19 protein-coding genes and 1 pseudogene are annotated in these 21,023 nt (G+C 72.3%); 9 read left to right on the forward strand and 11 right to left on the reverse strand.

The window, feature by feature from the left end; all coding sequences use genetic code 11:
- Positions 1-106: 106 nt before the first annotated feature.
- Positions 107-1,132, reverse strand: coding sequence for an ATP-dependent 6-phosphofructokinase (locus ACZ3IL_RS01285; protein ID WP_467385505.1), 1,026 nt, complete (start codon positions 1,130-1,132; stop codon positions 107-109).
- A 371-nt stretch (positions 1,133-1,503) separates the two neighbouring features.
- On the opposite strand from ACZ3IL_RS01285, the gene pta reads away from it, so the two are divergent.
- From pta to pyk, 3 genes are all read left to right on the forward strand, one after another.
- Positions 1,504-3,585: a phosphate acetyltransferase gene (gene pta, locus ACZ3IL_RS01290; protein ID WP_467385506.1), complete on the forward strand. Its 2,082-nt coding sequence runs from the start codon at positions 1,504-1,506 to the stop codon at positions 3,583-3,585.
- On the forward strand, positions 3,582-4,841 hold the full coding sequence (locus tag ACZ3IL_RS01295; RefSeq protein ID WP_467385507.1) for an acetate kinase: 1,260 nt from the start codon (positions 3,582-3,584) through the stop codon (positions 4,839-4,841). The genes pta and ACZ3IL_RS01295 overlap by 4 nt, the downstream gene beginning before the upstream one ends.
- Before the next feature lie 82 nt (positions 4,842-4,923).
- Complete coding sequence (gene pyk / locus ACZ3IL_RS01300) at positions 4,924-6,354, forward strand: pyruvate kinase (protein WP_467385508.1); 1,431 nt, start codon at positions 4,924-4,926, stop codon at positions 6,352-6,354.
- 81 nt (positions 6,355-6,435) lie between these two features.
- Here pyk and ACZ3IL_RS01305 read toward each other — a convergent pair whose 3' ends face one another.
- From ACZ3IL_RS01305 to ACZ3IL_RS01320, 4 genes are all read right to left on the reverse strand, one after another.
- Positions 6,436-7,746 carry a hypothetical protein gene (locus tag ACZ3IL_RS01305; RefSeq protein ID WP_467385509.1) on the reverse strand — a complete coding sequence of 437 codons (1,311 nt, stop codon included), beginning with the start codon at positions 7,744-7,746 and terminating at the stop codon, positions 6,436-6,438.
- Positions 7,736-8,293, reverse strand: coding sequence for a DUF6114 domain-containing protein (locus ACZ3IL_RS01310; RefSeq protein WP_467385510.1), 558 nt, complete (start codon positions 8,291-8,293; stop codon positions 7,736-7,738). Before ACZ3IL_RS01310 ends, ACZ3IL_RS01305 begins: the two co-directional genes overlap by 11 nt.
- 109 nt (positions 8,294-8,402) lie before the next feature.
- Positions 8,403-9,092, reverse strand: a complete 690-nt coding sequence (locus ACZ3IL_RS01315) for a DUF6230 family protein (protein WP_467385511.1) — start codon at positions 9,090-9,092, stop codon at positions 8,403-8,405.
- Positions 9,093-9,692: 600 nt separating this feature from the next.
- The gene (locus ACZ3IL_RS01320; protein ID WP_467385512.1) at positions 9,693-10,661 is read right to left on the reverse strand and encodes a tetratricopeptide repeat protein; all 969 of its coding nucleotides are present in this window, start codon (positions 10,659-10,661) and stop codon (positions 9,693-9,695) included.
- Between the two features lie 339 nt (positions 10,662-11,000).
- On the opposite strand from ACZ3IL_RS01320, the gene ACZ3IL_RS01325 reads away from it, so the two are divergent.
- Positions 11,001-11,633, forward strand: coding sequence for a TetR/AcrR family transcriptional regulator (locus ACZ3IL_RS01325; protein WP_467385513.1), 633 nt, complete (start codon positions 11,001-11,003; stop codon positions 11,631-11,633).
- A gap of 65 nt (positions 11,634-11,698) precedes the next feature.
- On the opposite strand, the gene ACZ3IL_RS01330 is transcribed toward ACZ3IL_RS01325, so the two are convergent.
- The 4 genes from ACZ3IL_RS01330 to ACZ3IL_RS01345 all read right to left on the reverse strand — a co-directional run bounded on the left by ACZ3IL_RS01330 (position 11,699) and on the right by ACZ3IL_RS01345 (position 15,756).
- Complete coding sequence (locus tag ACZ3IL_RS01330; RefSeq protein ID WP_467385514.1) at positions 11,699-13,399, reverse strand: acyl-CoA mutase large subunit family protein; 1,701 nt, start codon at positions 13,397-13,399, stop codon at positions 11,699-11,701.
- A gap of 96 nt (positions 13,400-13,495) precedes the next feature.
- Positions 13,496-13,828, reverse strand: coding sequence for a DUF3817 domain-containing protein (locus ACZ3IL_RS01335; RefSeq protein ID WP_467385515.1), 333 nt, complete (start codon positions 13,826-13,828; stop codon positions 13,496-13,498).
- 98 nt (positions 13,829-13,926) lie between these two features.
- A complete protein-coding gene (locus ACZ3IL_RS01340; RefSeq protein ID WP_467385516.1) occupies positions 13,927-14,436 on the reverse strand; it encodes a MarR family winged helix-turn-helix transcriptional regulator in 510 nt (169 codons plus the stop codon).
- Positions 14,437-14,445: 9 nt separating this feature from the next.
- Positions 14,446-15,756: an MFS transporter gene (locus ACZ3IL_RS01345; RefSeq protein ID WP_467385517.1), complete on the reverse strand. Its 1,311-nt coding sequence runs from the start codon at positions 15,754-15,756 to the stop codon at positions 14,446-14,448.
- A gap of 254 nt (positions 15,757-16,010) precedes the next feature.
- Here ACZ3IL_RS01345 and ACZ3IL_RS01350 point away from each other — a divergent pair.
- Positions 16,011-16,994: pseudogene (locus ACZ3IL_RS01350) on the forward strand (ArsR/SmtB family transcription factor); the annotation flags it as partial.
- A 481-nt stretch (positions 16,995-17,475) separates the two neighbouring features.
- On the opposite strand, the gene ACZ3IL_RS01355 reads toward ACZ3IL_RS01350, so the two are convergent.
- Together ACZ3IL_RS01355 and ACZ3IL_RS01360 are read right to left on the reverse strand one after the other, a co-directional pair.
- Complete coding sequence (locus ACZ3IL_RS01355) at positions 17,476-17,769, reverse strand: MTH1187 family thiamine-binding protein (RefSeq protein ID WP_401289571.1); 294 nt, start codon at positions 17,767-17,769, stop codon at positions 17,476-17,478.
- Positions 17,766-18,110: a DUF3817 domain-containing protein gene (locus tag ACZ3IL_RS01360; protein WP_467385518.1), complete on the reverse strand. Its 345-nt coding sequence runs from the start codon at positions 18,108-18,110 to the stop codon at positions 17,766-17,768. The genes ACZ3IL_RS01355 and ACZ3IL_RS01360 overlap by 4 nt, the downstream gene beginning before the upstream one ends.
- A 107-nt stretch (positions 18,111-18,217) precedes the next feature.
- Here ACZ3IL_RS01360 and ACZ3IL_RS01365 point away from each other — a divergent pair, with 107 nt between their 5' ends.
- The 4 genes from ACZ3IL_RS01365 to ACZ3IL_RS01380 all read left to right on the forward strand — a co-directional run bounded on the left by ACZ3IL_RS01365 (position 18,218) and on the right by ACZ3IL_RS01380 (position 20,905).
- On the forward strand, positions 18,218-18,856 hold the full coding sequence (locus tag ACZ3IL_RS01365; protein ID WP_467385519.1) for an AIM24 family protein: 639 nt from the start codon (positions 18,218-18,220) through the stop codon (positions 18,854-18,856).
- Positions 18,856-19,506, forward strand: a complete 651-nt coding sequence (locus ACZ3IL_RS01370; RefSeq protein ID WP_467385520.1) for an AIM24 family protein — start codon at positions 18,856-18,858, stop codon at positions 19,504-19,506. Before ACZ3IL_RS01365 ends, ACZ3IL_RS01370 begins: the two co-directional genes overlap by 1 nt.
- Positions 19,503-20,288 (forward strand): AIM24 family protein, encoded by a 786-nt coding sequence (locus tag ACZ3IL_RS01375; protein ID WP_467385521.1) that lies wholly within the window; start codon positions 19,503-19,505, stop codon positions 20,286-20,288. The genes ACZ3IL_RS01370 and ACZ3IL_RS01375 overlap by 4 nt, the downstream gene beginning before the upstream one ends.
- 140 nt (positions 20,289-20,428) lie before the next feature.
- Positions 20,429-20,905 (forward strand): MarR family winged helix-turn-helix transcriptional regulator, encoded by a 477-nt coding sequence (locus ACZ3IL_RS01380; protein WP_467385522.1) that lies wholly within the window; start codon positions 20,429-20,431, stop codon positions 20,903-20,905.
- Positions 20,906-21,023 lie beyond the last annotated feature (118 nt).

The following is a 21,023-nucleotide window of genomic DNA, read 5'->3' on the forward strand; positions in this document are numbered from 1 at the left end:
GTTCCGGGCGCGATTCCGGGCGCCGTCGCGGGCGCGGTTCCGGTCGAGTTTCCGGTCGCGGACGCGGTTCCGGTCGCGTTTCCGGGCGCGGGCGCGGGCCGGCGGTCTAGAAGACCGACTCCGCCTCCCGCATGCGGTGCGCCGGGACCCGCTTGAGCTGGGTCACGGCCTCCGCCAGCGGCACCATCTCGATGTCCGTGCCGCGCAGCGCCGTCATCCGGCCGAAGTCGCCGCGGTGCGCCGCCTCCACCGCGTGCCAGCCGAAGCGGGTCGCGAGCACCCGGTCGTACGCGGTCGGCGTGCCGCCGCGCTGGACGTGGCCGAGGATGACGGGGCGGGCCTCCTTGCCGAGGCGCCGCTCCAGCTCGACGGCGAGCTGGTTGCCGATGCCCTGGAAGCGCTCGTGGCCGAACTGGTCGATCTCGCCCTTCGCGTACTCCATCGAGCCCTCGGCCGGGTGCGCGCCCTCGGCGACGCAGATGACGGCGAACTTCTTGCCGCGCGCGAAGCGCTCCTCGACCATCTTGACGAGGTCGTCGACCTGGAAGGGACGCTCGGGCAGGCAGATGCCGTGCGCGCCGCCGGCCATGCCGGACTCCAGGGCGATCCACCCGGCGTGGCGGCCCATCACCTCGACGACCATCACCCGCTGGTGGGACTCGGCGGTGGTCTTGAGGCGGTCCATGGCCTCGGTGGCGACGCCGACGGCGGTGTCGAAGCCGAAGGTGCGGTCCGTGGAGGAGATGTCGTTGTCGATCGTCTTCGGGACGCCGACGACCGGCATCCCGGCGTCGGACAGCATCCGGGCGGCGGTCAGGGTGCCCTCGCCGCCGATGGGGATGAGGACGTCGATGCCGTACTGGCGGGCCAGGTCGGGGGCGGTCTCGGCGGCCTCGCGCAGGCGGTTGCGCTCCAGACGGGCCGATCCGAGAATGGTGCCGCCACGGGCCAGGATGCCGCTGACGGCGTTCAGGTCGAGGGGGCGGAAGTGGCCGTCGAGGAGTCCCTTGAACCCGTCCTCGAAGCCGATGACCTCGTCGCCGTGGCCGGTCAGCGCCCGGTGCACGACCGACCGGATCACTGCGTTCAGGCCGGGGCAGTCGCCGCCTGCGGTGAGAACTCCGATGCGCATCGTGCTGTGTCTCCTGCTCGGTCGCGGTCCGTATGAGCCACCCCGATTCTCACACGCCGTGCCTGACGGGTGCGCTCGTCGCCGTTCCGCGCGTCCCCTCCGGTGCCTTCGCGGAGGCCTTCCGGCCCGGAGTTCCGGGCCTTTCGCCCGGCGGGCGTCGTAACCAGTCCCGGGGGTATTGTCAAGGGGGTGACAACGCTCTGTCGGATGCTTTCCGGTCACGTCGGGTTGACGCGCGGAGGGACGCGGAGACCGGCGGGGAGACGGGAGGACCGGCCGACGGATCGACGCACGGACCGACGCACGGGCCGACGAGGCGGCGCGAGGACACCGCCCGGCCCCTTCCGCAGGACTGGACAGGAGACCACGGCGTGACGCGCAGCGTGTACGTGACCGGGACCGACCGCGGTGACGGCCGCCAGGTCGTCGAGCTGGGAGTCATGGAACTCCTCACCCGCCAGGTGGACAGGGTGGGGGTGTTCCGCCCGCTGGTGCACGACGGACCCGACCGGCTCTTCGACCTGCTGCGCGTCCGCTACCGGCTCTCGCAGGACGCCTCGACGGTCCACGGCATGGACTACCGGGAGGCGTCCGCGCTCCAGGCCGAGCGGGGCACCGACGAGCTGGTCTCCGAGCTGGTCGACCGGTTCCACGCCGTCGCCCGCGACTACGAGGTCGTCCTCGTCCTGGGCACCGACTACGCCGCCACCCAGCTCCCCGACGAACTGGCCCTCAACGCCCGCCTGGCCAACGAGTTCGGCGCCTCCGTCATCCCGGTGGTCGGCGGCAAGGACCAGCCGGCGGAGTCCGTGCGGTCCGAGGCCCGCAACGCCTTCCGGGCGTACGACGGGCTCGGCTGCGACGTGCTCGCGATGGTGGTCAACCGGGCGGCGGCCGAGGACCGGGCGGCGATCGCGGAGCGGCTGTCCGCCCGGCTGCCCGTGCCCTGTTACGTCCTGCCGGACGAGCCGGCCCTGTCGGCGCCCACCGTCGCCCAGATCACCCACGCGCTCGGCGGCACCGTCGTCCTCGGGGACGACGCGGGACTCGCCCGGGACGCCCTGGACTTCGTCTTCGGCGGGGCGATGCTGCCGAACTTCCTCAAGGCGCTGACCCCGGGCTGCCTGGTCGTCACCCCCGGCGACCGGGCCGACCTGGTCGTGGGCGCGCTCGCCGCGCACTCGGCCGGCACCCCGCCGATAGCCGGAGTGCTGCTCACCCTGAACGAGCGGCCCGGCGAGGAGGTCCTGACCCTGGCGGCCCGCCTCGCGCCCGGCACCCCGGTGGTCTCGGTCGCGCGGAACAGCTTCCCGACCGCCGCCGAACTCTTCGCGATGGAGGGCAAGCTGAACGCGGCCACACCGCGCAAGGCGGAGACCGCCGTCGGCCTGTTCGAACGGCACGTGGACACCGCCGACCTGCTCAAGCGGATCTCGGTGGCCCGCAGCGGCCGGGTCACCCCGATGATGTTCGAGCACGAGCTGCTGGAGCAGGCGCGGGCCGACCGCCGCCGGGTGGTGCTCCCGGAGGGCACCGAGGAACGGGTCCTGCGCGCCGCCGACGTGCTGCTGCGCCGGGACGTGTGCGAGCTGACCCTGCTCGGGGACGTCGACGTCATCCGCAAGAAGGCCGCGGACCTGGGCATCGCGCTGGGCGGGACGCAGCTGATCGACCCGCGGACCTCGGAGCTGCGGGACGCGTTCGCGGAGAGGTACGCGGCGCTGCGCGCCCACAAGGGCGTCACCGTGGAGCTGGCGCACGACGTGGTGTCGGACGTGAACTACTTCGGCACCCTGATGGTCGAGGAGGGCCTGGCCGACGGCATGGTGTCCGGCTCCGTGCACTCCACGGCCGCGACGATCCGGCCCGCCTTCGAGATCATCAAGACGAAGCCGGAGGCGTCGATCGTCTCGTCGGTCTTCTTCATGTGCCTCGCGGACAGGGTGCTGGTGTACGGCGACTGCGCGGTCAACCCGGACCCGGACGCGGCGCAGCTCGCGGACATCGCCGTCCAGTCGGCGGCCACCGCGGCCCGCTTCGGCGTGGAGCCGAGGATCGCGATGCTCTCGTACTCCACGGGCACCTCGGGCTCCGGCGCCGACGTCGACAAGGTGCGGGAGGCGACCGGGCTCGTCCGGGAGGCGCACCCGGAGCTGCGGGTCGAGGGGCCCATCCAGTACGACGCGGCCGTGGAGCCCTCGGTCGCGGCGACGAAGCTGCCGGGTTCGGAGGTGGCCGGGCAGGCGACCGTGTTCGTCTTCCCCGACCTGAACACGGGCAACAACACGTACAAGGCCGTGCAGCGTTCGGCCGGCGCCGTGGCCGTCGGGCCGGTGCTGCAGGGCCTGCGCAAGCCGGTGAACGACCTCTCGCGCGGCGCGCTCGTCAGCGACATCGTCAACACGGTCGCCATCACGGCGATCCAGTCCCAGGGTCAGGAGCTTCCCGCATGACCACCCGTCCGTCCCCCGCCGCCCCCAGCCGCGTGCTGGTCCTCAACTCCGGTTCCTCGTCGCTGAAGTACCAGCTCATCGACATGCGCGACGACAGCCGCCCGGCGCAGGGGATCGTGGAGCGGATCGGCGAGGAGACCTCGCGGCTCGCGCACACCCCGCCCGGCGGGAACGGGGAGAGGCGCGAGCGGAACGGCCCGATCGCGGACCACGCGGCGGCCCTGAAGGCGGTCGCCGGGGAGCTGGCGGCGGACGGGCTGGGCCTGGACTCCCCCGAGCTGGCGGTGATCGGGCACCGGGTGGTGCACGGCGGGCTGCGGTTCACCGAGCCGACGGTGATCGACGGCGAGGTGCTCGCGGAGATCGAACGGCTCGTCCCGGTGGCGCCGCTGCACAACCCGGCGAACCTGGTCGGCATCCGCACGGCGATGACCCTGCGCCCCGACCTGCCGCAGGTGGCGGTCTTCGACACCGCCTTCCACCGCACGATGCCGGAGTCGGCGGCGCGGTACGCGATCGACGTGGAGACCGCGGACGCGCACCGCATCCGGCGGTACGGCTTCCACGGCACCTCGCACGCGTACGTCTCGCGGAAGACGGCGGAGCTGCTCGGCAAGGAGCCGGAGGAGGTGAACGTGATCGTGCTGCACCTGGGGAACGGGGCCTCCGCCTCGGCGGTGCGGGGCGGCCGGTGCGTGGACACCTCGATGGGGCTGACGCCCCTGGAGGGCCTGGTCATGGGCACCCGTTCGGGCGACGTCGACCCGGCGGTCACCTTCCACCTCCGGCGGGTGGCGGGGATGTCGGCGGACGAGATCGACGTCCTCCTGAACAAGAGGTCCGGTCTGGTCGGGCTCTGCGGCGACAACGACATGCGGGAGATCCGCCGCCGGATCGACGAGGGCGACGAGCGGGCGGCGCTCGCCTTCGACATCTACGTCCACCGCCTGAAGAAGTACATCGGCGCGTACTACGCGGTGCTCGGCCGGGTGGACGCGGTGGTGTTCACGGCGGGGGTCGGGGAGAACGCGGCCCCGGTGCGGCAGGCGGCGGTGGCGGGCCTGGAGGAGCTGGGCCTCGCGGTGGACGCGGACCTCAACGCCGCGCGTTCCGGCGGGGCGCGGATCATCTCGCCGGAGTACGCGCGGGTGGCGGTCGCCGTGGTGCCGACGGACGAGGAGCTGGAGATCGCGCGCCAGAGCTACGCGCTGGTGCGGGGCCCGCTCACCGGGAACCCGGAGGGCTCGAACGAGTGATCGCCTGAGCGACCTCCCGCCCATATGTACTTTCCGCCAGTTGGAATATTCCGCAGCGAAACAAACGGATAGGATTCGCCTCATGCGCCGTTCCAAAATCGTCTGCACGCTGGGCCCCGCCGTCGACTCGTATGAGCAGCTGAAGGCTCTCATCGAGGCCGGCATGAACGTGGCCCGATTCAACTTCAGCCACGGCTCCCAGGCAGAACACCAGGAGCGGTACGACCGCGTCCGGCAGGTCGCCGCGGACACCGGGCGCGCCGTCGGCGTCCTCGCCGACCTCCAGGGCCCGAAGATCCGTCTGGAGACCTTCGCCGAGGGACCGGTCGAGCTGGTGCGCGGTGACGAGTTCACCATCACCACCGAGGACGTCCCCGGCGACAAGTCGATCTGCGGCACCACCTACAAGGGGCTGCCCGGCGACGTCTCCAAGGGCGACCAGATCCTCATCAACGACGGCAACGTCGAGCTGCGGGTGACCGAGGTCGAGGGCCCCCGGGTCCGGACCATCGTCATCGAGGGCGGTGTCGTCTCGGACCACAAGGGCATCAACCTGCCGGGCGCGGCCGTCAACGTCCCCGCCCTGTCCGAGAAGGACGTCGACGACCTCCGCTTCGCCCTGCGGATGGGCTGCGACATGGTCGCCCTGTCGTTCGTGCGCGACGCCAACGACGTCAAGGACGTCCACAAGGTGATGGACGAGGAGGGCCGCCGGGTCCCCGTCATCGCCAAGGTGGAGAAGCCGCAGGCCGTCGAGAACATGGAGGCCGTCGTCGCGGCCTTCGACGCGGTCATGGTGGCCCGCGGCGACCTCGCCGTGGAGTACCCGCTGGAGAAGGTCCCGATGGTGCAGAAGCGCCTGGTGGAACTCTGCCGCAGGAACGCCAAGCCGGTCATCGTCGCCACCCAGATGATGGAGTCGATGATCACCAACTCGCGCCCGACCCGCGCCGAGGCGAGCGACGTCGCCAACGCGATCCTGGACGGCGCGGACGCGGTCATGCTGTCGGCCGAGTCCTCGGTCGGCGCGTACCCGATCGAGACCGTCAAGACGATGTCGAAGATCGTCTCGGCGGCCGAGGAGGAGCTGCTCTCCAAGGGCCTCCAGCCCCTGGTCCCGGGCAAGAAGCCGCGCACCCAGGGCGGTTCGGTCGCCCGCGCGGCCTGCGAGATCGCCGACTTCCTGGGCGGCGAGGCGCTCGTCGCCTTCACCCAGTCCGGCGACACGGCCCGCCGCCTCTCCCGCTACCGCGTCCAGCAGCCGATCCTCGCCTTCACGACGGACGAGAACACCCGCAACCAGCTCACCCTGAGCTGGGGCGTCGAGTCCTACGTCGTCCCGCACGTGGACAACACGGACGCGATGGTCGACCTGGTGGACGCCGAACTCCTCAAGCTCCAGCGCTACAACGAGGGCGACCTCATGGTCATCACGGCCGGCTCGCCCCCCGGCGTCCCGGGCACCACGAACATGGTCCGGGTCCACCACCTGGGTGGCGGCGAGCGCGACTGACGCGCCGCGGCACACGGCGAGGCCCCCGTCCGGAACAGGACGGGGGCCTCGTCGCGTGCGGCTCCCGGAGGAGTACGGGGGTCAGTTCGGTTCGATCGTGTTGCGGAGGCCCGGGACTCTGAGGGTGCCGCCGAACTGGCCGGCCTGCTTGAGCTTGACGTCGGTGAACCAGACGTACGAGACGTCCAGCGGGGGCGGGGTCTCCGGACTGAAGGTGATCGGGAGGAAGGGGATGCCGAAGATCTTGCCCTTCAGCTCCTCCGTGTACATCGTGACCTTGCCGTCGGTGATGGTCGACTCCTTGCCCGGGGTGGACCGGACGTGGCCCGTACGGCCCTCGGAGTGCACCGTCAGCTGGTGCAGGTCCTTGATCTGCACCTTGGTGGCGGTGAACTTCAGGACCTTCTTGGTCTTGCCGCCGTAGGTCCTCACCTCGACGATGCCGTGGTACTTCAGGCCCGAGAGCGTGAGCAGCGAGCTCTCCAGGCGCCACGGATCGTCCGGGAGCAGCGGGATGCCGGGCTCCAGGTCGGCGTCCGCGAGCGCCTTCGCGTCGTGTTCCGGGCACGGGTAGCGGGGCTTGGCGCCCTCGGGTATGTCCTCGTCCTTCCTGGCGTCGAGGCCCTTGACGTCCTCCGGCAGCTCCGCGACCCCGACGCCCGCCTTCTCGGCGGCCTCGCGGATCGCGGCCTTCGTCTTCTCCGCGACCGGGTCGGCGGCCGGCTTCGGGTCCGCGGCGGTCTTCGGCGCGGCGGACGCGGCCGGCTTCTCGTCGGCCGTGGCCGGCGCGGCCGGGGGCCGAGCGGTGGGTGCCGCCGTCGTGGGCGCCGCCGTGGTCGGCGTGGCCTTCGGCTTCGACGGATCCAGTCCGCCGAAGAGGTCCTTCAGTGCGTCGCCCAGTCCCAGCGGGTCCAGCGGGTTCCTGGACGTGGCCGGGGAGGAAGTCGCCGTGGGCGTCGGCGTCGCGGTGGGCGCGGCGGTGGTCTTCGCCTCCTCCTGCGCCTGCCGTCCGGTCGTCGTCGCGGCGTCCGTCGCGGCCGGCGCAGGTGTCGCGGTGGCGGACGGGGAGCCGGTGGGCGCGGCGGTCGCGCTCGCGGACGCCGAGGGGGTGGCCGTCGGCCCGGCGCTCTCCGAGGGCTTCGGCTTCTCCGTCGCCTCCGACGCGGGCTCGTCCGAGCGCGACACGCACGGGGCGGACGCGAAGGGGGCCTCGTCGTCGGCGAGGGCGAGCTTGGGCGTGAGGCCCATGCCCACGAACACCGCGGTCGGCATGGCGGCCAGCGCCATCGCCTTGCCCGCGGGGCCCTGTATGCGGTTCAGCAGCGTCTTGCGCGGGGCCGCGTGTCGCGGACCCCCCTTCACGAGCGCCGGCTGGGACTCGTCACCCCGCACTGTTCCTCCCGCCCTTGGCGTCGATCGTCGTTTCGGTGGCGTGGTGCTCCGCCTCGCGCTGTTCCGGGACGGCGACCGTCACTGCCTCGGTCGCTCCGGTACCGGCGAAGGATCCCGGGTCCTCGTCGTCGTGCTCCGCTTCGGCGATCTCCTTGGCGGGCGGCCTGGGAGCCCAGGAGGCCGACATGCCGCCTCCGACGAGGGCGAGGAGGAAGCCGACGCCCAGTCCGCCGAAGTTCGACACCGGGATGGAGACCAGGCCCAAGAGGATCGACGCGACACCTGCGAAGACCCGCACGATGGGCTGGAACCACATCGTCAGACCGAGGGTGATGAGCAGGACGCCGATGATCAGCGCGCTGGACCCGGCGGTCGTCTTCATGGCGAGGGTGATGTTGCCGAGGCGCAGGTCCCCGTACGGGAGGTAGGCGATCGGCACGCCGCCGAGCATGGTGAAAAGTCCCGCCCAGAAGGGCCGGGTCTGCCGCCAGACCTTGAACCGGTTCTCCTTGGGGACTTCGCGGGAAGCGGAGTTCTCGGCGCTCATGGAAACAGCTCCCTTGAAGCGGTGTTGCTGAAAGAAGGTGGAGAGGAGTGGGGCCCGGCCCCGGGGAAGGATGCGGGCCACCGGAGCGGCCCGCACCTTCAGGACCGGATCAGTCCTTGTAGCACTCGGCGTCGGTGCCCCTGCTCAGGGACAGGTGCAGACCGGGGAGCTTGAACGTGGCGGCCGTGGTCGCCCACGCCTTCTGCTTGACCCCGGTGAGCGTCGCCTTCTCGGCGCGCTGGGCGAAGCCGTTCGCGTTCGCCCGGCCCTCGGGGGTCTTCGGGTCGATGCCCGGCTTGCCCTCGATCACCTTGCCGTTCGCCTTGTTGAGGTCACCGGCCGCGACACCGATGTCGATCTTGTCGAACTGAGCGTCGGCGCTCAGGTCGGAGACATCGAGGTAGATGTCCTTGGCGTAGACGCGCTTGTCCTTGTCCTTCACGCCGTCGTTGCCGGCCTCCAGACGGAGAGTGACGTCGCCGATGAACGGCACCTTCGGCGTCACGACCGACTGACACATCTTGGTGATGTACGCCTCGGAGAAACCGGAGACCGCGACGGGTGCCGCGAACGGCTTGCCCTCAAGGGTGCTGCCGGAGTCGACGCTGCCGTACTGGACGAAGTCGTAGCCCTCGAGGGACTGCGCCCCGACCTTGAACTCCTGGCCGGAGATGCTGAACGACGCCGCGAGCGCGCCCTGCGCCAGCCCGACGCCGATCGCGGCCGTCGCGGCCACGCTCGGGACCATGACGACGGCGAACCGCTTCCATCTGGTTCCACCACGAACCTGGGACTGCATGAGAATCCTCCTTCTCGGACGTACATCTCCAGAAGGGGCGTGGGCCCGATCTGCGATGGGAGAAGAGCTACGTCCTCGGGAAGGAGAGCGCCTGGACGGCGGGTGGCGCGAAGCGCGTCCCGGTCACCGGCGATCACCCCCGAGCGACAACCACGGGCCACGCGGTGCGCGTGGCCTGATTGGACAGGCCCCGTTCGGTGCGAGCGGGAACCCCCCTGTCCGCGACCGGCGCCGGAGCACCGGTCCGCCCGGTGGGGACCTTCGCCGCGGTCCCGGTTGGCTGCCGGGTGGTGCGGTTCGGACCGGGCGTGGCCGATCGTGGTCCATTCCGGGCGCCCGCACAAGGGGGTTCATTACTGGCTAGTAACGGGTAGGCGACGGCGCCGTGGCGAGACGGGATCGAACGGGCACGCTCGGTACGTTCGAGCAGCAGGGAATATCGGCAGATCGCCGTAAGAATGCGGACAGAACGCCCGACTTGATTTACTGCAAGTAACAGCGGCCGCGATTACCAAGATTTGGTAAAGCGCGGCCGCCTTTTGTCACTCCGCTGCCAAATCGTCCGACGATCCGGCGCTCCGGGCGGGCCCCGGAAAGGCCTCAGAAGAGCACGCGGGCGAGCGCCTGCCGGGCCGCCGTCACGCGGGGGTCCTCGGCGCCGATCACCTCGAACAGGTCGAGGAGCCGCAGCCGCGCCGCGTCCCTGTCCTCGCCCGACGTGCGGCGCACGGTCTCCACGAGCCGCCCGAAGGCGTCCTGGACGTGACCGCCCGCCAGGTCCAGGTCGGCGGCGGCGCACTGCGCGGTGACGTCGGCCGGGTTCTCGGCGGCGTTCCTGCGGACGGCGGCCGGGTCCAGATCCTGTACGCGGGTGAGGAGTTCGGCCTGCGCGAGACCGAGCTTGGCCTCCGGGTGGGCCGGGGCGTCGGCGAGCACGTTCTTGTACGCCTGGACGGCGCCCGCGAGGTCGCCCGCGTCGAGCGCGGACATGGCCGCTTCAAGGAGCGAGTCGTACGGGCCGGCCGGGCGGGCGGGGGCCGCGGAACCGGTGTCCGCGTCCGCGTCCACGGCGATGCCGGTGAGGCCGAAGCGCTCCTCGCCGACCGCGATCAGCTGGTCGAGGGTCTCGCGGATCTGGGCCTCGGGCACCGCGCCCTGGAAGAGCGGCAGCGCCTGGCCGGCGACCACCGCGAAAACGGCCGGAATTCCCTGGATGCCGAACTGCTGCATCAGCATCTGGTTGGCGTCGACGTCGATCTTCGCGAGCAGGAAGCGGCCGCGGTACTCGGCGGCGAGCCGCTCCAGGAGGGGACCGAGCTGCTTGCAGGGCTCGCACCACTCGGCCCAGAAGTCGAGGACGACCGGGACCTCGGCGGAACGCTGGAGCACATCGCGCTCGAAGCCCGCCTCGTCGACGTCGATCACCAGGGCGGACGGGGGCACGGCGGCGGGACCGCCCTGCCGGGCGGCTTCGGCGCGCGCCTGCTCCGCCTTCGCCTTGGCCTCTCCGGCCGCCTTCACCGCGGCGAGGTCGACGACGCCGCTCATGGACATGTTTCGGGGCTGCATGGCTCCATCCTCCCCCCTCCGCGCGCGTAAGCGGTAAGCCGTGGCCGAACAGCGCCGTCCGCACGCCTCCCGCCGGTGTGCGGGACGCCCGGCGGCACGGCCCGTCCGGTCTTCCGTGCCTTGTTCGTACTCTTCGCGTTCTTCGTGTTCTTCGGTGCGTGCCGGGTCCCCACCCGGCACCGTGGTCGTCGCTGGGGCCGCTCAGGGCCTTTCGCTACGCGTCGTAGCGTAACTGCCGGGGCGGAGGCGGCGGGAGGGCGCGGAAGCGATCCGCACGGTGAACTGCCTCACACCGCTGGGCCCTGGCGCGAAACCTACTGGCGGGTATGGTCGGCGTTCATGCGCAGCCGCACCGACCCCCGCACCGGCCGTACCGGACGCCCCCGCTCCACCGAGGCGGACGCGGCCATCCTGGAGGCGACCCGCGCGGCACTGGTCGAGCTGGGCTGGTCCAAGCTGACGATGGGGGACGTCGCGGGGCGCGCCGGGGTCGCGAAGACGACCCTCTACCGCCGCTGGGCCAACAAGAGCGAACTCGTGGTGGACGCGGTCGCCGTCCTCTTCGACGAGCTCGAACTCCCCGACCTGGGCTCCCTCCGGGCCGACATCGAGCACGTGGTGCTCCAGTTCGCGGCGCTCCTGGAACGCCCCGAGACCAAGACGGCCCTGATGGCGGTGGTGGCCGAGTCGACCCGGGACGAGCCGCTGCGCGAGCGCATCCGCGCCTCCATCGTGGACCGCCAGAAGCGGCTCGTCCTGGAGGGCCGGATGCGGGCGCAGCGGCGCGGCGAACTCCCGCCGGACCACGAGCTGAGGGCCCTGGGCACCACGGACGACCTGATCTTCGACGTGATCGCGGGCGCGGTCGTGCACCGCGCCCTGGTCAGCGCCGAGCCGGTGGACGCGCCCTGGGTGGCCCGCCTCTCGGCGCTCCTGGTGGGCGGCCTGGGCGCGGTGGCGGCCGGCGGCTGAGGCGTACGACGCGGCGGGGGCGGTACGGGAGGTCCCGTACCGCCCCCGCTCCGTGCCGGGCGGCCTCAGAAGCCCGGGGGCTCCGTGTAGACGCCCCACTCGTCGCGCAGGGCGTCGCAGATCTCGCCGAGCGTGGCCTCGGCGCGCACGGCCTCCAGCATGGGGGCGATCATGTTCGAGCCGTCGCGGGCCGCGGCCAGCATCGCGTCGAGCGAGGCGCGGACCCGCGCGTCGTCGCGGCGGGCCCTGCGCTCGCCGAGGACACGGACCTGGTCCCGCTCGACCTCGTGGCTGACCCGCAGGATCTCCAGGTCCCCGGTGACGGAGCCGTGGTGGACGTTGACGCCGACGACCCGCTTGTCGCCCTTCTCCAGGGAACGCTGGTACTGGAAGGCGGACTCGGCGATCTCGCCGGTGAACCAGCCGTCCTCGATGCCGCGCAGGATGCCGGAGGTCATCGGGCCGATCGGGTGCCGCCCGTCGGGGTGGACGAGGCGGCCGCGCTCCTTGATCCGGTCGAAGATCCTCTCGGCGTCGGCCTCGATGCGGTCGGTGAGCTGCTCGACGTACCAGGAACCGCCCAGGGGGTCCGCGACGTTGGCGACGCCGGTCTCCTCCATGAGGACCTGCTGGGTGCGGAGCGCGATCTCGGCGGCCTGTTCGCTGGGGAGCGCGAGGGTCTCGTCGAGGGCGTTGGTGTGGAGGGAGTTGGTGCCGCCGAGGACCGCCGAGAGGGCTTCGACGGCGGTGCGCACGACGTTGTTGTACGGCTGCTGGGCGGTGAGGGAGACGCCGGCGGTCTGGGTGTGGAAGCGGAGCCACTGCGCCTTGTCGGTCTTCGCGCCGTACACCTCCTTCATCCAGCGGGCCCAGATCCGGCGGGCGGCGCGGAACTTGGCGATCTCCTCGAAGAAGTCGAGGTGGGCGTCGAAGAAGAAGGAGAGGCCGGGGGCGAAGACGTCGACGTCCAGGCCCCGGGAGAGGCCCAGCTCCACGTAGCCGAAGCCGTCCGCGAGGGTGTACGCCAGCTCCTGCGCGGCCGTCGCCCCGGCCTCGCGGATGTGGTAGCCGGAGACGGAGAGCGGCTTGTACGCGGGGATCTTCGCCGCGCAGTGCTCCATGAGGTCGCCGATGAGGCGCAGATGGGGCTCGGGCTCGAAGAGCCACTCCTTCTGCGCGATGTACTCCTTGAAGATGTCGGTCTGGAGCGTGCCGTTGAGCACGCCCGGGTCGACGCCCTGGCGCTCGGCGGCGACCAGGTACATGCAGAAGACCGGCACGGCGGGGCCGGAGATCGTCATCGAGGTGGTGACGTCGCCGAGCGGGATGTCCTTGAAGAGGACCTCCATGTCGGCGGCGGAGTCGATGGCGACGCCGCAGTGGCCGACCTCGCCGAGGGAGCGGGGGTCGTCCGAGTCGCGGCCCATGAGGGTGGGCATGTCGAAGGCGACGGAGAGGCCGCCGCCGCCGGCGGCCAGGATCATCTTGTACCGCTCGTTGGTCTGCTCGGCGTTGCCGAAGCCGGCGAACTGGCGGATGGTCCAGGTCCGGCCGCGGTAGCCGGTCGGGTGGAGTCCCCGGGTGAAGGGGTACTCGCCCGGCCAGCCGATGCGCTCGAACCCTTCGTAGGTGTCGCCGGGCCGGGGCCCGTAGACGGGCTCGACGGCGTCGCCGGAGAGCGTGGTGAAGTCGGCGTCCCGCTTGCGGGCCTTGTCGTAACGGGCCTGCCAGCGTCGGCGGCCCTCCTCGATGGCGTCAGCGTCCATGCTTCGAATTTACTAGGACGTCCTAGTAAATGTCGATGGCAGACCCCGCGCCGGTGTGGCGCGGGGCGGGGGCGGGGCGTGCCCGGCGGACGCGTCCTACGCCTTGGCGGGAACCGGCCGCGCGTCGCCGACCAGCGGAAGCGTCTCGCGGTGGACCTTGCGCTCGACGAAGAAGGCGGCGAAGGGGATGGTCCCGGAGAGCAGCACCCAGAGGAGCCTGCCGAACGGCCACTTCGCCTTGGAGCCCAGGTCGAAGGCGAAGACCAGGTAGACGATGTAGAGGACGCCGTGGAGCTGCGAGACCGCGAAGGTCAGGTCCTCGCCGGTGTGGAAGCCGTACTTGGCCACCATGCACGCGCAGAGGATGAGGAGCATGACCGCGGTCACGTACGCCATGACGCGGTAGCGGGTCAGCACGCTGGATTTCATGGCTACGAGCGTAAACGCACGTTCCGGGCGATCTTCGCGCGGGTCGGGCCCCGTCGCGGTCCTCGCGCGGGACGGGCCCGTCGCGGCCCTCGCGGCGGTCAGGCCTCGTCGAAGTCGTGCGCCGCGACCCGGAGCGGGCGGAGCATCGCGAAGATCTCGGCGCACTCCTCCGCGTCGTACGCGCCGAGACCGAAGTCCATCGCCATCAGGTCGCGGGTCGCCGCCTCGACCACCTCGCGCCCCTTGCCGGTGATGGTGGCGAGGGTGCCGCGGCCGTCGTTCGGGTTGGGGCGCTTGGCGACGAGCCCGGACCGCACGAGCCGGTCGACCGTGTTCGTCACCGAGGTGGGGTGGACCATCAGCCGCTCGCCGATCTTGGACATCGGCAGCTCGCCCGCCTTGGAGAAGGTGAGCAGGACCAGGGCCTCGTACCGCGCGAACGTCAGGCCGTACGGCTTGACGACGGCGTCGACCTCCGCGAGGAGGATCTGGTGGGCGCGCATGATCGAGGTGATCGCGGCCATCGAGGGCACCGGGCCCCAGCGCTTCTGCCAGAGTTCGTCGGCGCGGGCGATGGGGTCGAAGGGGAGACTGAGCGGCTTCGGCACGCGACGACCTTACCCATGGGGAACATGGCCGACAGCCCCGTCTCGTCCTTCGGTCGCCCCGGCGGCCCCGGCCGCCCTCAGCTCGGCGGCGGCGGCGAGGAGGCAGAGCGTGCCGAGGACGCCGGTGCCCGCCACGACCGTGTGCACGGGCAGGAACTCGGCCGCGAGCCCGGCCCCGGCCATGCCGACCCCCTGGACGGTCATCATGCCCGCCGTCATCAGGGTCATGGCCCTCCCCAGCCGCTCCTCGGGGACGGCGGCGACGAACCAGGCGTCGAGTCCGAGGGTGTACGCGCCGGTGGCCCCGGCCAGGAAGAGGGCGGCGGCCGCGAGCGCGACGCCGGGCCCGACGGCGTACAGGAGGTAGGGCAGGACGCCGGTGACCGCGAGCGGCAGCACGATCCGGGAGCGGGCGGCGGCGGAGAGGAGGGAGCCGGCGAGGAGTTCGCCCGTGACGGTGCCGACGGGCAGGGCGCACATGAGCAGGCCGAGGGCTGCGGTGGAGACGCCGGCCTCGTCGGCGTAGGGGGCGGCGAGCGCCTCGGGGACGACGGCGAAGAGCGGCGGCACCCAGGACATCACCATCAGGGCGCGGACACGGCGGTCGCGCAGGACCGCCCAGGTGCCGGAGAGCCCGCTCCCCGGAGCCTCTCCGGCGGCCCGGGCGGGGCGGCGGACGGTGCCCAGGCGGAGGAGGAGCGCGGAGGCGAGGAAGGTGGCGGCGGTGACGACGAGGGCGCCGCGCGGCGGGACGGCGGTGAGGAGGACGCCGCCGGCGGCGAAACCGGCGAGGAGGGCGCTCTGGGAGACGATCCGCAGGAGGGAGCGGCCGAGGACGAAGAGGTCGCCCTCGCCGAGCACGTCGGCGAGGGTCGCCGCGCGGGTCCCGTGGAAGACGGGCGAGACGACGGCGACGGCGCAGCGCAGCACGAGCAGGGCGGCGACGGGGGCGGCCGGGACGGTCATGAGGACGACGCAGCCGCCGCAGACGAGGTCGCAGACGACGAGGACCCGGCGGGGCGGGAGGCGGTCGGCGAGACCGGCGAGGAGCGTGCCGCCGACGAGGTGGGGGAGGAAACCGAGGGCGAAGGTGAGGGAGGAGAGGAGCGGGGAGCGGGTGAGGTCGTACACGAGCACGGTGAGGGCGAGTTCGCTGACGACGACGCCGAGCAGCGAGAACAGGTGCGCCGCGAAGACGAAGCGGAACTCCCGGACCCGGAAGACCGCCCGGTAGCCGGGAGACACGGGGGACCCCGGCGGGACGGGAGGGACGGCGGGCACGGCGGGGGTGGCGAGGGGCTTGGTGGATGCGGTGGGCACGGTGGGGTCCCCGGCGGGCGCGGACCCGGCAGACGCGGGCGCGGACCCGGCGGGCGCGGGCGTCGCGGGGTCCCTCGTGGGCGCGGGGGCCGCGGTGCGCGTGGGCGCTTCCGGGGCCGGCGGCGTGCCCCCGGCGGGCGGGAGCGCGTCGGGGGCGTCGGGTGTCGGCATGGTGGCAGCGTGCCGCCGGGGCGGGGCCCGCCCTAGACTTTCGGCTCCGGACGAATGTCGTGAGGCGAGGGAGCGCGGGCGCCGTGCCGTACCACCTGCGTTTCGGAGGGGCCGACCCGCTGCGGATCAGGTTCGCGGTCTCGCCGCTCTGGGAGACGTACTCCGCCGTGCGGGTCCTCGCGCGGCCCCGGCAGCAGGGCTACCACCTGCCCTGGCTGCGGCGGATCGCGGGCGCCGCGCGGGGGCTCGACCTAGCGCCGCTGCACCTGCTGATGCCGCTGCGCGGGCACAGCCCGGACTTCCTGTCCCCGCCGCCGCCGGGGCCCGCCGCCTCCTTCGAGGAGGAGATCGAGGCGGTGCGGAAGACCGATCCGGCGCTCGCCCTGGACGACTTCGAGCGGGCGCTGGCCTCGACCCCCGGGGCTGCGGACACCGGTGAGGGGCGGCGGATGCTCGCGGACCCGGCCGGGGCGGTGGAACGGCTGGCCGGGCTGCTGCGGGCCGCGTGGGAGGCGCTGGTCGCGCCCGACTGGCCCCGGCTGCGGGCGCTCCTGGAGGCGGACGTGGCGTACCACTCGCGGCGGCTCGCGGAGGGCGGGCTCGAACGGCTCCTGGGCGAGCTGCACCCGTCCTTCGACTGGGCGGCGGAGACGGCCACGCTCCGGGTGGACCACCACGGCGAGCACGTACGGCCGCTGGACGGGCAGGGCCTCGTCCTGATGCCGTCCGTGTTCGCCTGGCCCGACGTGGTGAGCGGTTTCGACCCGCCGTGGCAGCCGGCGGTGGTGTACCCGGCGCGCGGGATCGGCGGGCTGTGGACGGACGCCGGGGGCCGCACCCCGGAGGCGCTCGGGCGGCTCCTCGGCCCGGTGCGGGCGGACGTGCTGTGCGCCCTGACGGAACCGATGGGGACGACGGCGCTCGCCCACCTGCTCGGCCGGGCGCCCTCGTCCGTCTCCGCGCACCTGTCGGTGCTGCGGGACGCGGGGCTGCTGACCTCCCGGCGGTACGGGCACCAGGTGCTGTACGAGCGGACCCCGCTGGGTCTCGCGATGTCGCACCCGGAACCGGGCGGCCGCGGCGCCGGCCGGGGGCGTCCGCGCGAGGAACGGGAGCACGGCCGCTCCGGGGCGGGGAGGACGGAGGTCCGGTCGCCGTCGATCCGGTGGCGCTCCCCCGCGGAGACACCGGTACCGGCGACGACCGGCATCTTGAGCGACTGCTCAAGACCGCCTGCGGGCGAAGCTATCCGATCGTGAGCGATCGCCCAAACCGGTGGGAGGCCGGGGCCCGGGAGGACGGACCGGCGCGGACGGGCGGGGCCGGGCGGACGGGCAGGGCCGGGCGGACGGGAGAGCCCCGCGCGGGAGGACCACGGCGACGCGGCAGACCGCCGAGGCGGCGGCGTCGAGAGCCCCGCGCGCACAGGAAGACCCCGCACGGGAAGACCCCGCGCGGGAGGACCCCGCACGGGAAGACCCCGCGCGGGCAGGAGAAAGCCCCCGGGCCGGCGGACCGGTCCCGGGGGCTTTCTCCCGCGAAGGGCGCTCAGCCCTCCAGATGCCGTTCGACGGTGGCGACCTTGCCGTTCAGGCCGTCCGTCACGCCGGGGCGGATGTCGGCCTTGAGGACGACGGAGACGCGGGGCGCGCGGGCCTCGACGGCGGCGACGGCCCGCTTCACGACGTCCATCACCTCGTCCCACTCGCCCTCGATCGAGGTGAACATGGCGTCGGTGCGGTTCGGCAGGCCGGACTCCCGGACGACCCGGACGGCGTCGGCGACGTACGCGCCGACCTCCTCCCCCACGCCCAGGGGAGTCACGGAGAAGGCGACGATCACGCGTTCACCGTGCCCTCGCGGCGGGCGCGGGACGCGATGACCGCGTCCTCGGCCTCGCGCTTCAGCCGGCGCTCGGCGTAGAAGCCGCCCAGCGGGAGGACCGAGAGGACGAAGTACAGGGCGGCGGTGCCGAAGCTCCACCTGGTCCGGTTCCAGGCGTCCAGCCAGAAGAGGACGTACAGGACGAAGAGGAGGCCGTGGACCGCGCCCATGACGGGCACCGCGTTGAACTCCGTCGTCCGCTTGAGCACCGAGCAGACCAGCAGGAGCAGGAACGAGACGGCCTCCGGCGCGGAGACGAGCCGGAGCCGGTGGAGGGAGGATGCGGTCTTGATGTCCACGGAGGGGGTCACCTTCGTTCGGTCTTGTGAACGGATGCACAAGGGCCCGTCCATTGTGCACGCCGACTTTGCTGTCCCTTTAAGCGGGTCCCCAGTACCGTCGGCCCGTGGCAACGTTCCGACTCCAGGGCAGCAAGGTGCTCGCCGTCTCCATGACCGGCGATGCCGTCAAGGCCAAGAACGGCTCGATGGTCGCCTACGACGGCCAGATGGCGTTCAAGAAGATGAGCGGGGGTGGCGAGGGCCTGCGCGGCATGGTGACCCGCCGGCTCACGGGTGAGCAGATGGAGGTGATGGAGGTGCGGGGCCAGGGAACCTGCTGGTTCGCCGACCGGGCCTCGGAGATCAACCTCGTCTCGCTGCACGGCGACAAGCTGTGGGTGGAGGCGAGCAACCTGCTGTGCGCCGACGCGGGGCTGCGCACCGGCACCGCCTTCACGGGCGTGCGCGGCGGAGCCACCGGCAACGGCCTCTTCACCACGACCGTGGAGGGGACGGGGCAGGCCGCGATCATGTCGGACGGCCCGGCGGTGGTGTTGCGGGTGTCCCCGCAGTACCCGCTCCAGGTCGACCCCGGCGCCTACATCGCCCACCAGGGCAACCTCCAGCAGCACTTCCAGTCGGGGGTGACCTTCCGCACCCTCATGGGCGAGGGCGGCGGCGAGGCCTTCCAGATCCGCTTCGAGGGGGACGGCCTGGTGTACGTCCAGCCCAGCGAGCGGAACACGATCGGGGGCGACGTCTGATGCCGTTCCGCGAGATCAACTCGAAGATGGTCGAGGCGACCGTCGTCCCCGGTCAGCGGATGTTCAGCCAGCGCGGCGCGATGCTGGCCTACCGGGGCGACGTCACTTTCACGCCGAACACGGCGGGCGGTCAGGGTGGCCTGATGTCGATGATCGGCCGGCGGGTGGCCGGCGAGGCGACCCCGCTGATGACGGTCGAGGGCAGCGGCACGGTGATGTTCGGGCACGGCGGCCACCACGTCCGGGTGATCGCGCTGTCCGGCGACACCCTGTACGTCGAGGCCGACCGGCTGCTCGCCTTCGACGGGTCCCTGGAGCAGGGCACGATGTTCATGGGCTCGCAGGGCGGGGTCATGGGGCTGGTCCGGGGCCAGGTGACCGGCCAGGGCCTCTTCACGACCACCCTGAAGGGCCACGGCTCGGTGGCCGTCATGGCGCACGGCGGCGTGATCGAGCTGCCGATCGCCCCGGGCCGCCCGGTGCACGTCGACCCGCAGGCGTACGTGGCCCACCGCGGCGACGTGCGGAACAAGCTCTCCACCGCGCTCGGCTGGCGGGACATGGTGGGGCGCGGTTCGGGCGAGGCGTTCCAGCTGGAGCTGAGCGGCAGCGGCACGGTGTACGTGCAGGCATCGGAGGAGAAGCTGTGAGCACCCCCGTCATCCACGATCCGCAGACCCTGCCGTCGGACGACAACGTCAACCCGTACACCTTCTGTGTGGACCTCAAGGGCTCCCCGTGGTTCCTCCAGAAGGGCAAGATGATCGCCTACTACGGGCGGATCGAGTTCAACGGCATCGGGCACGGGCGGCTCGACCGGCTGGTGCGGACGTCCTTCCACTCGCCGCTGCACGCGAGCGACTGGGTGGTGGCCGAGGGCAGCGGCAAGATGCTGCTCGCGGACCGGGCGTTCGACGTGAACTCGTACGACCTGGACGAGGGCAACCTGACGATCCGGTCCGGGAACCTGCTGGCCTACCAGCCGACCCTGGCGCTGAAGCAGTCGATCGTGCCGGGCTTCGTGACGCTGATCGGCACGGGCAAGTTCGTGGCGGCGTCGAACGGGCCGGTGGTCTTCATGGAGCCGCCGCTGCGGGTGGACCCGCAGGCCCTGGTGGGCTGGGCGGACTGCCCCTCGCCCTGCCACCACTACGACCACGGCTATCTGACGGGCGTCATGGGCGGCCTGCGGTCCCTGACGGGACTCGGCGGCACGTCGGGCGAGGAGCACCAGTTCGAGTTCGTGGGAGCGGGGACGGTCCTGCTCCAGTCGACGGAGCTGCTGATGGCGGAGCGGGCCGCCGGGCAGCCGCCGGCCGAGCCGGGGGTGCCGGGCGGTCACGGAGGGTACGGATCGGGCCAGGGTCAGCAGGGTTCGGCACCGCGCCTTCCCGGCCAGCTGGGGGACCTCCAGCGTCGTTTCGGGCTGTGAGCGGTAGTCTGCGGAGTGTGACGCCCCGGACGTCCGCGCCGGTGGCGGAGCCGGGGCCGCCGTCCGGGCGGGGCACCGGGTGCCCGGCGTCACGCTCCCAGACTTCGTCAAGAATTCAACTTCTTAGGTAGAATCCATACATGGAGACCGAGACGGCCACCCCGTGGCTCACCGACGGCGAGCAGTGTGCCTGGCGCACCTTCCTGGACGTCCAGAGGATGCTGGCGTACCAGTTGGAGAAGGACCTCCAGCCCTTCGGCCTGACGATGAACGACTACGAGATCCTGGTGAACCTCTCGGAGTCGGCCGAGCGCCGGCTGCGCATGAGCGACCTCGCCTCGGCCACCCTCCAGTCGAAGAGCAGGCTCTCCCACCAGATCACCCGGATGGAGAGCGCCGGACTCGTACGGCGCGAGAACTGCGAGTCCGACCGGCGCGGCCTCTACGCCGTCCTCACCGACCAGGGCATGGAGACCATGCACAAGGTCGCCCCGCACCACGTCGAGTCGGTGCGCCGGCACTTCATCGACCAGCTCACCCCGGAGGCGCTCGGCGACCTCCACGAGTCCCTGAAGCCGATCGCGGAACAGCTGCGCGGACGGCGCGGCAAGCCCTGACCGGAGCCGTGGGTGGGGGGGGGGGGGCCCCCCCCCCCGGGGGGGGGCCCCCCCCCCCCACCCCCCCCCCCCCCCCCCCCCCCCCCCCCCCCCCCCCAACCCCCCCCCCCCCCGGCCG

The sequence above is a fragment of the Streptomyces sp. NPDC014907 genome (assembly GCF_055562975.1).

Bases quoted from the DNA above. Each gene is read 5' to 3' on its own strand.
- ACZ3IL_RS01285 (WP_467385505.1), bottom strand. From the start codon at position 1,132: ATGCGCATCGGAGTTCTCACCGCAGGCGGCGACTGCCCCGGCCTGAAC.
- ACZ3IL_RS01295 (WP_467385507.1), top strand. From the start codon at position 3,582: ATGACCACCCGTCCGTCCCCCGCCGCCCCCAGCCGCGTGCTGGTCCTC.
- pyk (WP_467385508.1), top strand. From the start codon at position 4,924: ATGCGCCGTTCCAAAATCGTCTGCACGCTGGGCCCCGCCGTCGACTCG.
- ACZ3IL_RS01310 (WP_467385510.1), bottom strand. From the start codon at position 8,293: ATGAGCGCCGAGAACTCCGCTTCCCGCGAAGTCCCCAAGGAGAACCGG.
- ACZ3IL_RS01315 (WP_467385511.1), bottom strand. From the start codon at position 9,092: ATGCAGTCCCAGGTTCGTGGTGGAACCAGATGGAAGCGGTTCGCCGTC.
- ACZ3IL_RS01320 (WP_467385512.1), bottom strand. From the start codon at position 10,661: ATGCAGCCCCGAAACATGTCCATGAGCGGCGTCGTCGACCTCGCCGCG.
- ACZ3IL_RS01325 (WP_467385513.1), top strand. From the start codon at position 11,001: ATGCGCAGCCGCACCGACCCCCGCACCGGCCGTACCGGACGCCCCCGC.
- ACZ3IL_RS01330 (WP_467385514.1), bottom strand. From the start codon at position 13,399: ATGGACGCTGACGCCATCGAGGAGGGCCGCCGACGCTGGCAGGCCCGT.
- ACZ3IL_RS01335 (WP_467385515.1), bottom strand. From the start codon at position 13,828: ATGAAATCCAGCGTGCTGACCCGCTACCGCGTCATGGCGTACGTGACC.
- ACZ3IL_RS01370 (WP_467385520.1), top strand. From the start codon at position 18,856: ATGCCGTTCCGCGAGATCAACTCGAAGATGGTCGAGGCGACCGTCGTC.
- ACZ3IL_RS01380 (WP_467385522.1), top strand. From the start codon at position 20,429: ATGGAGACCGAGACGGCCACCCCGTGGCTCACCGACGGCGAGCAGTGT.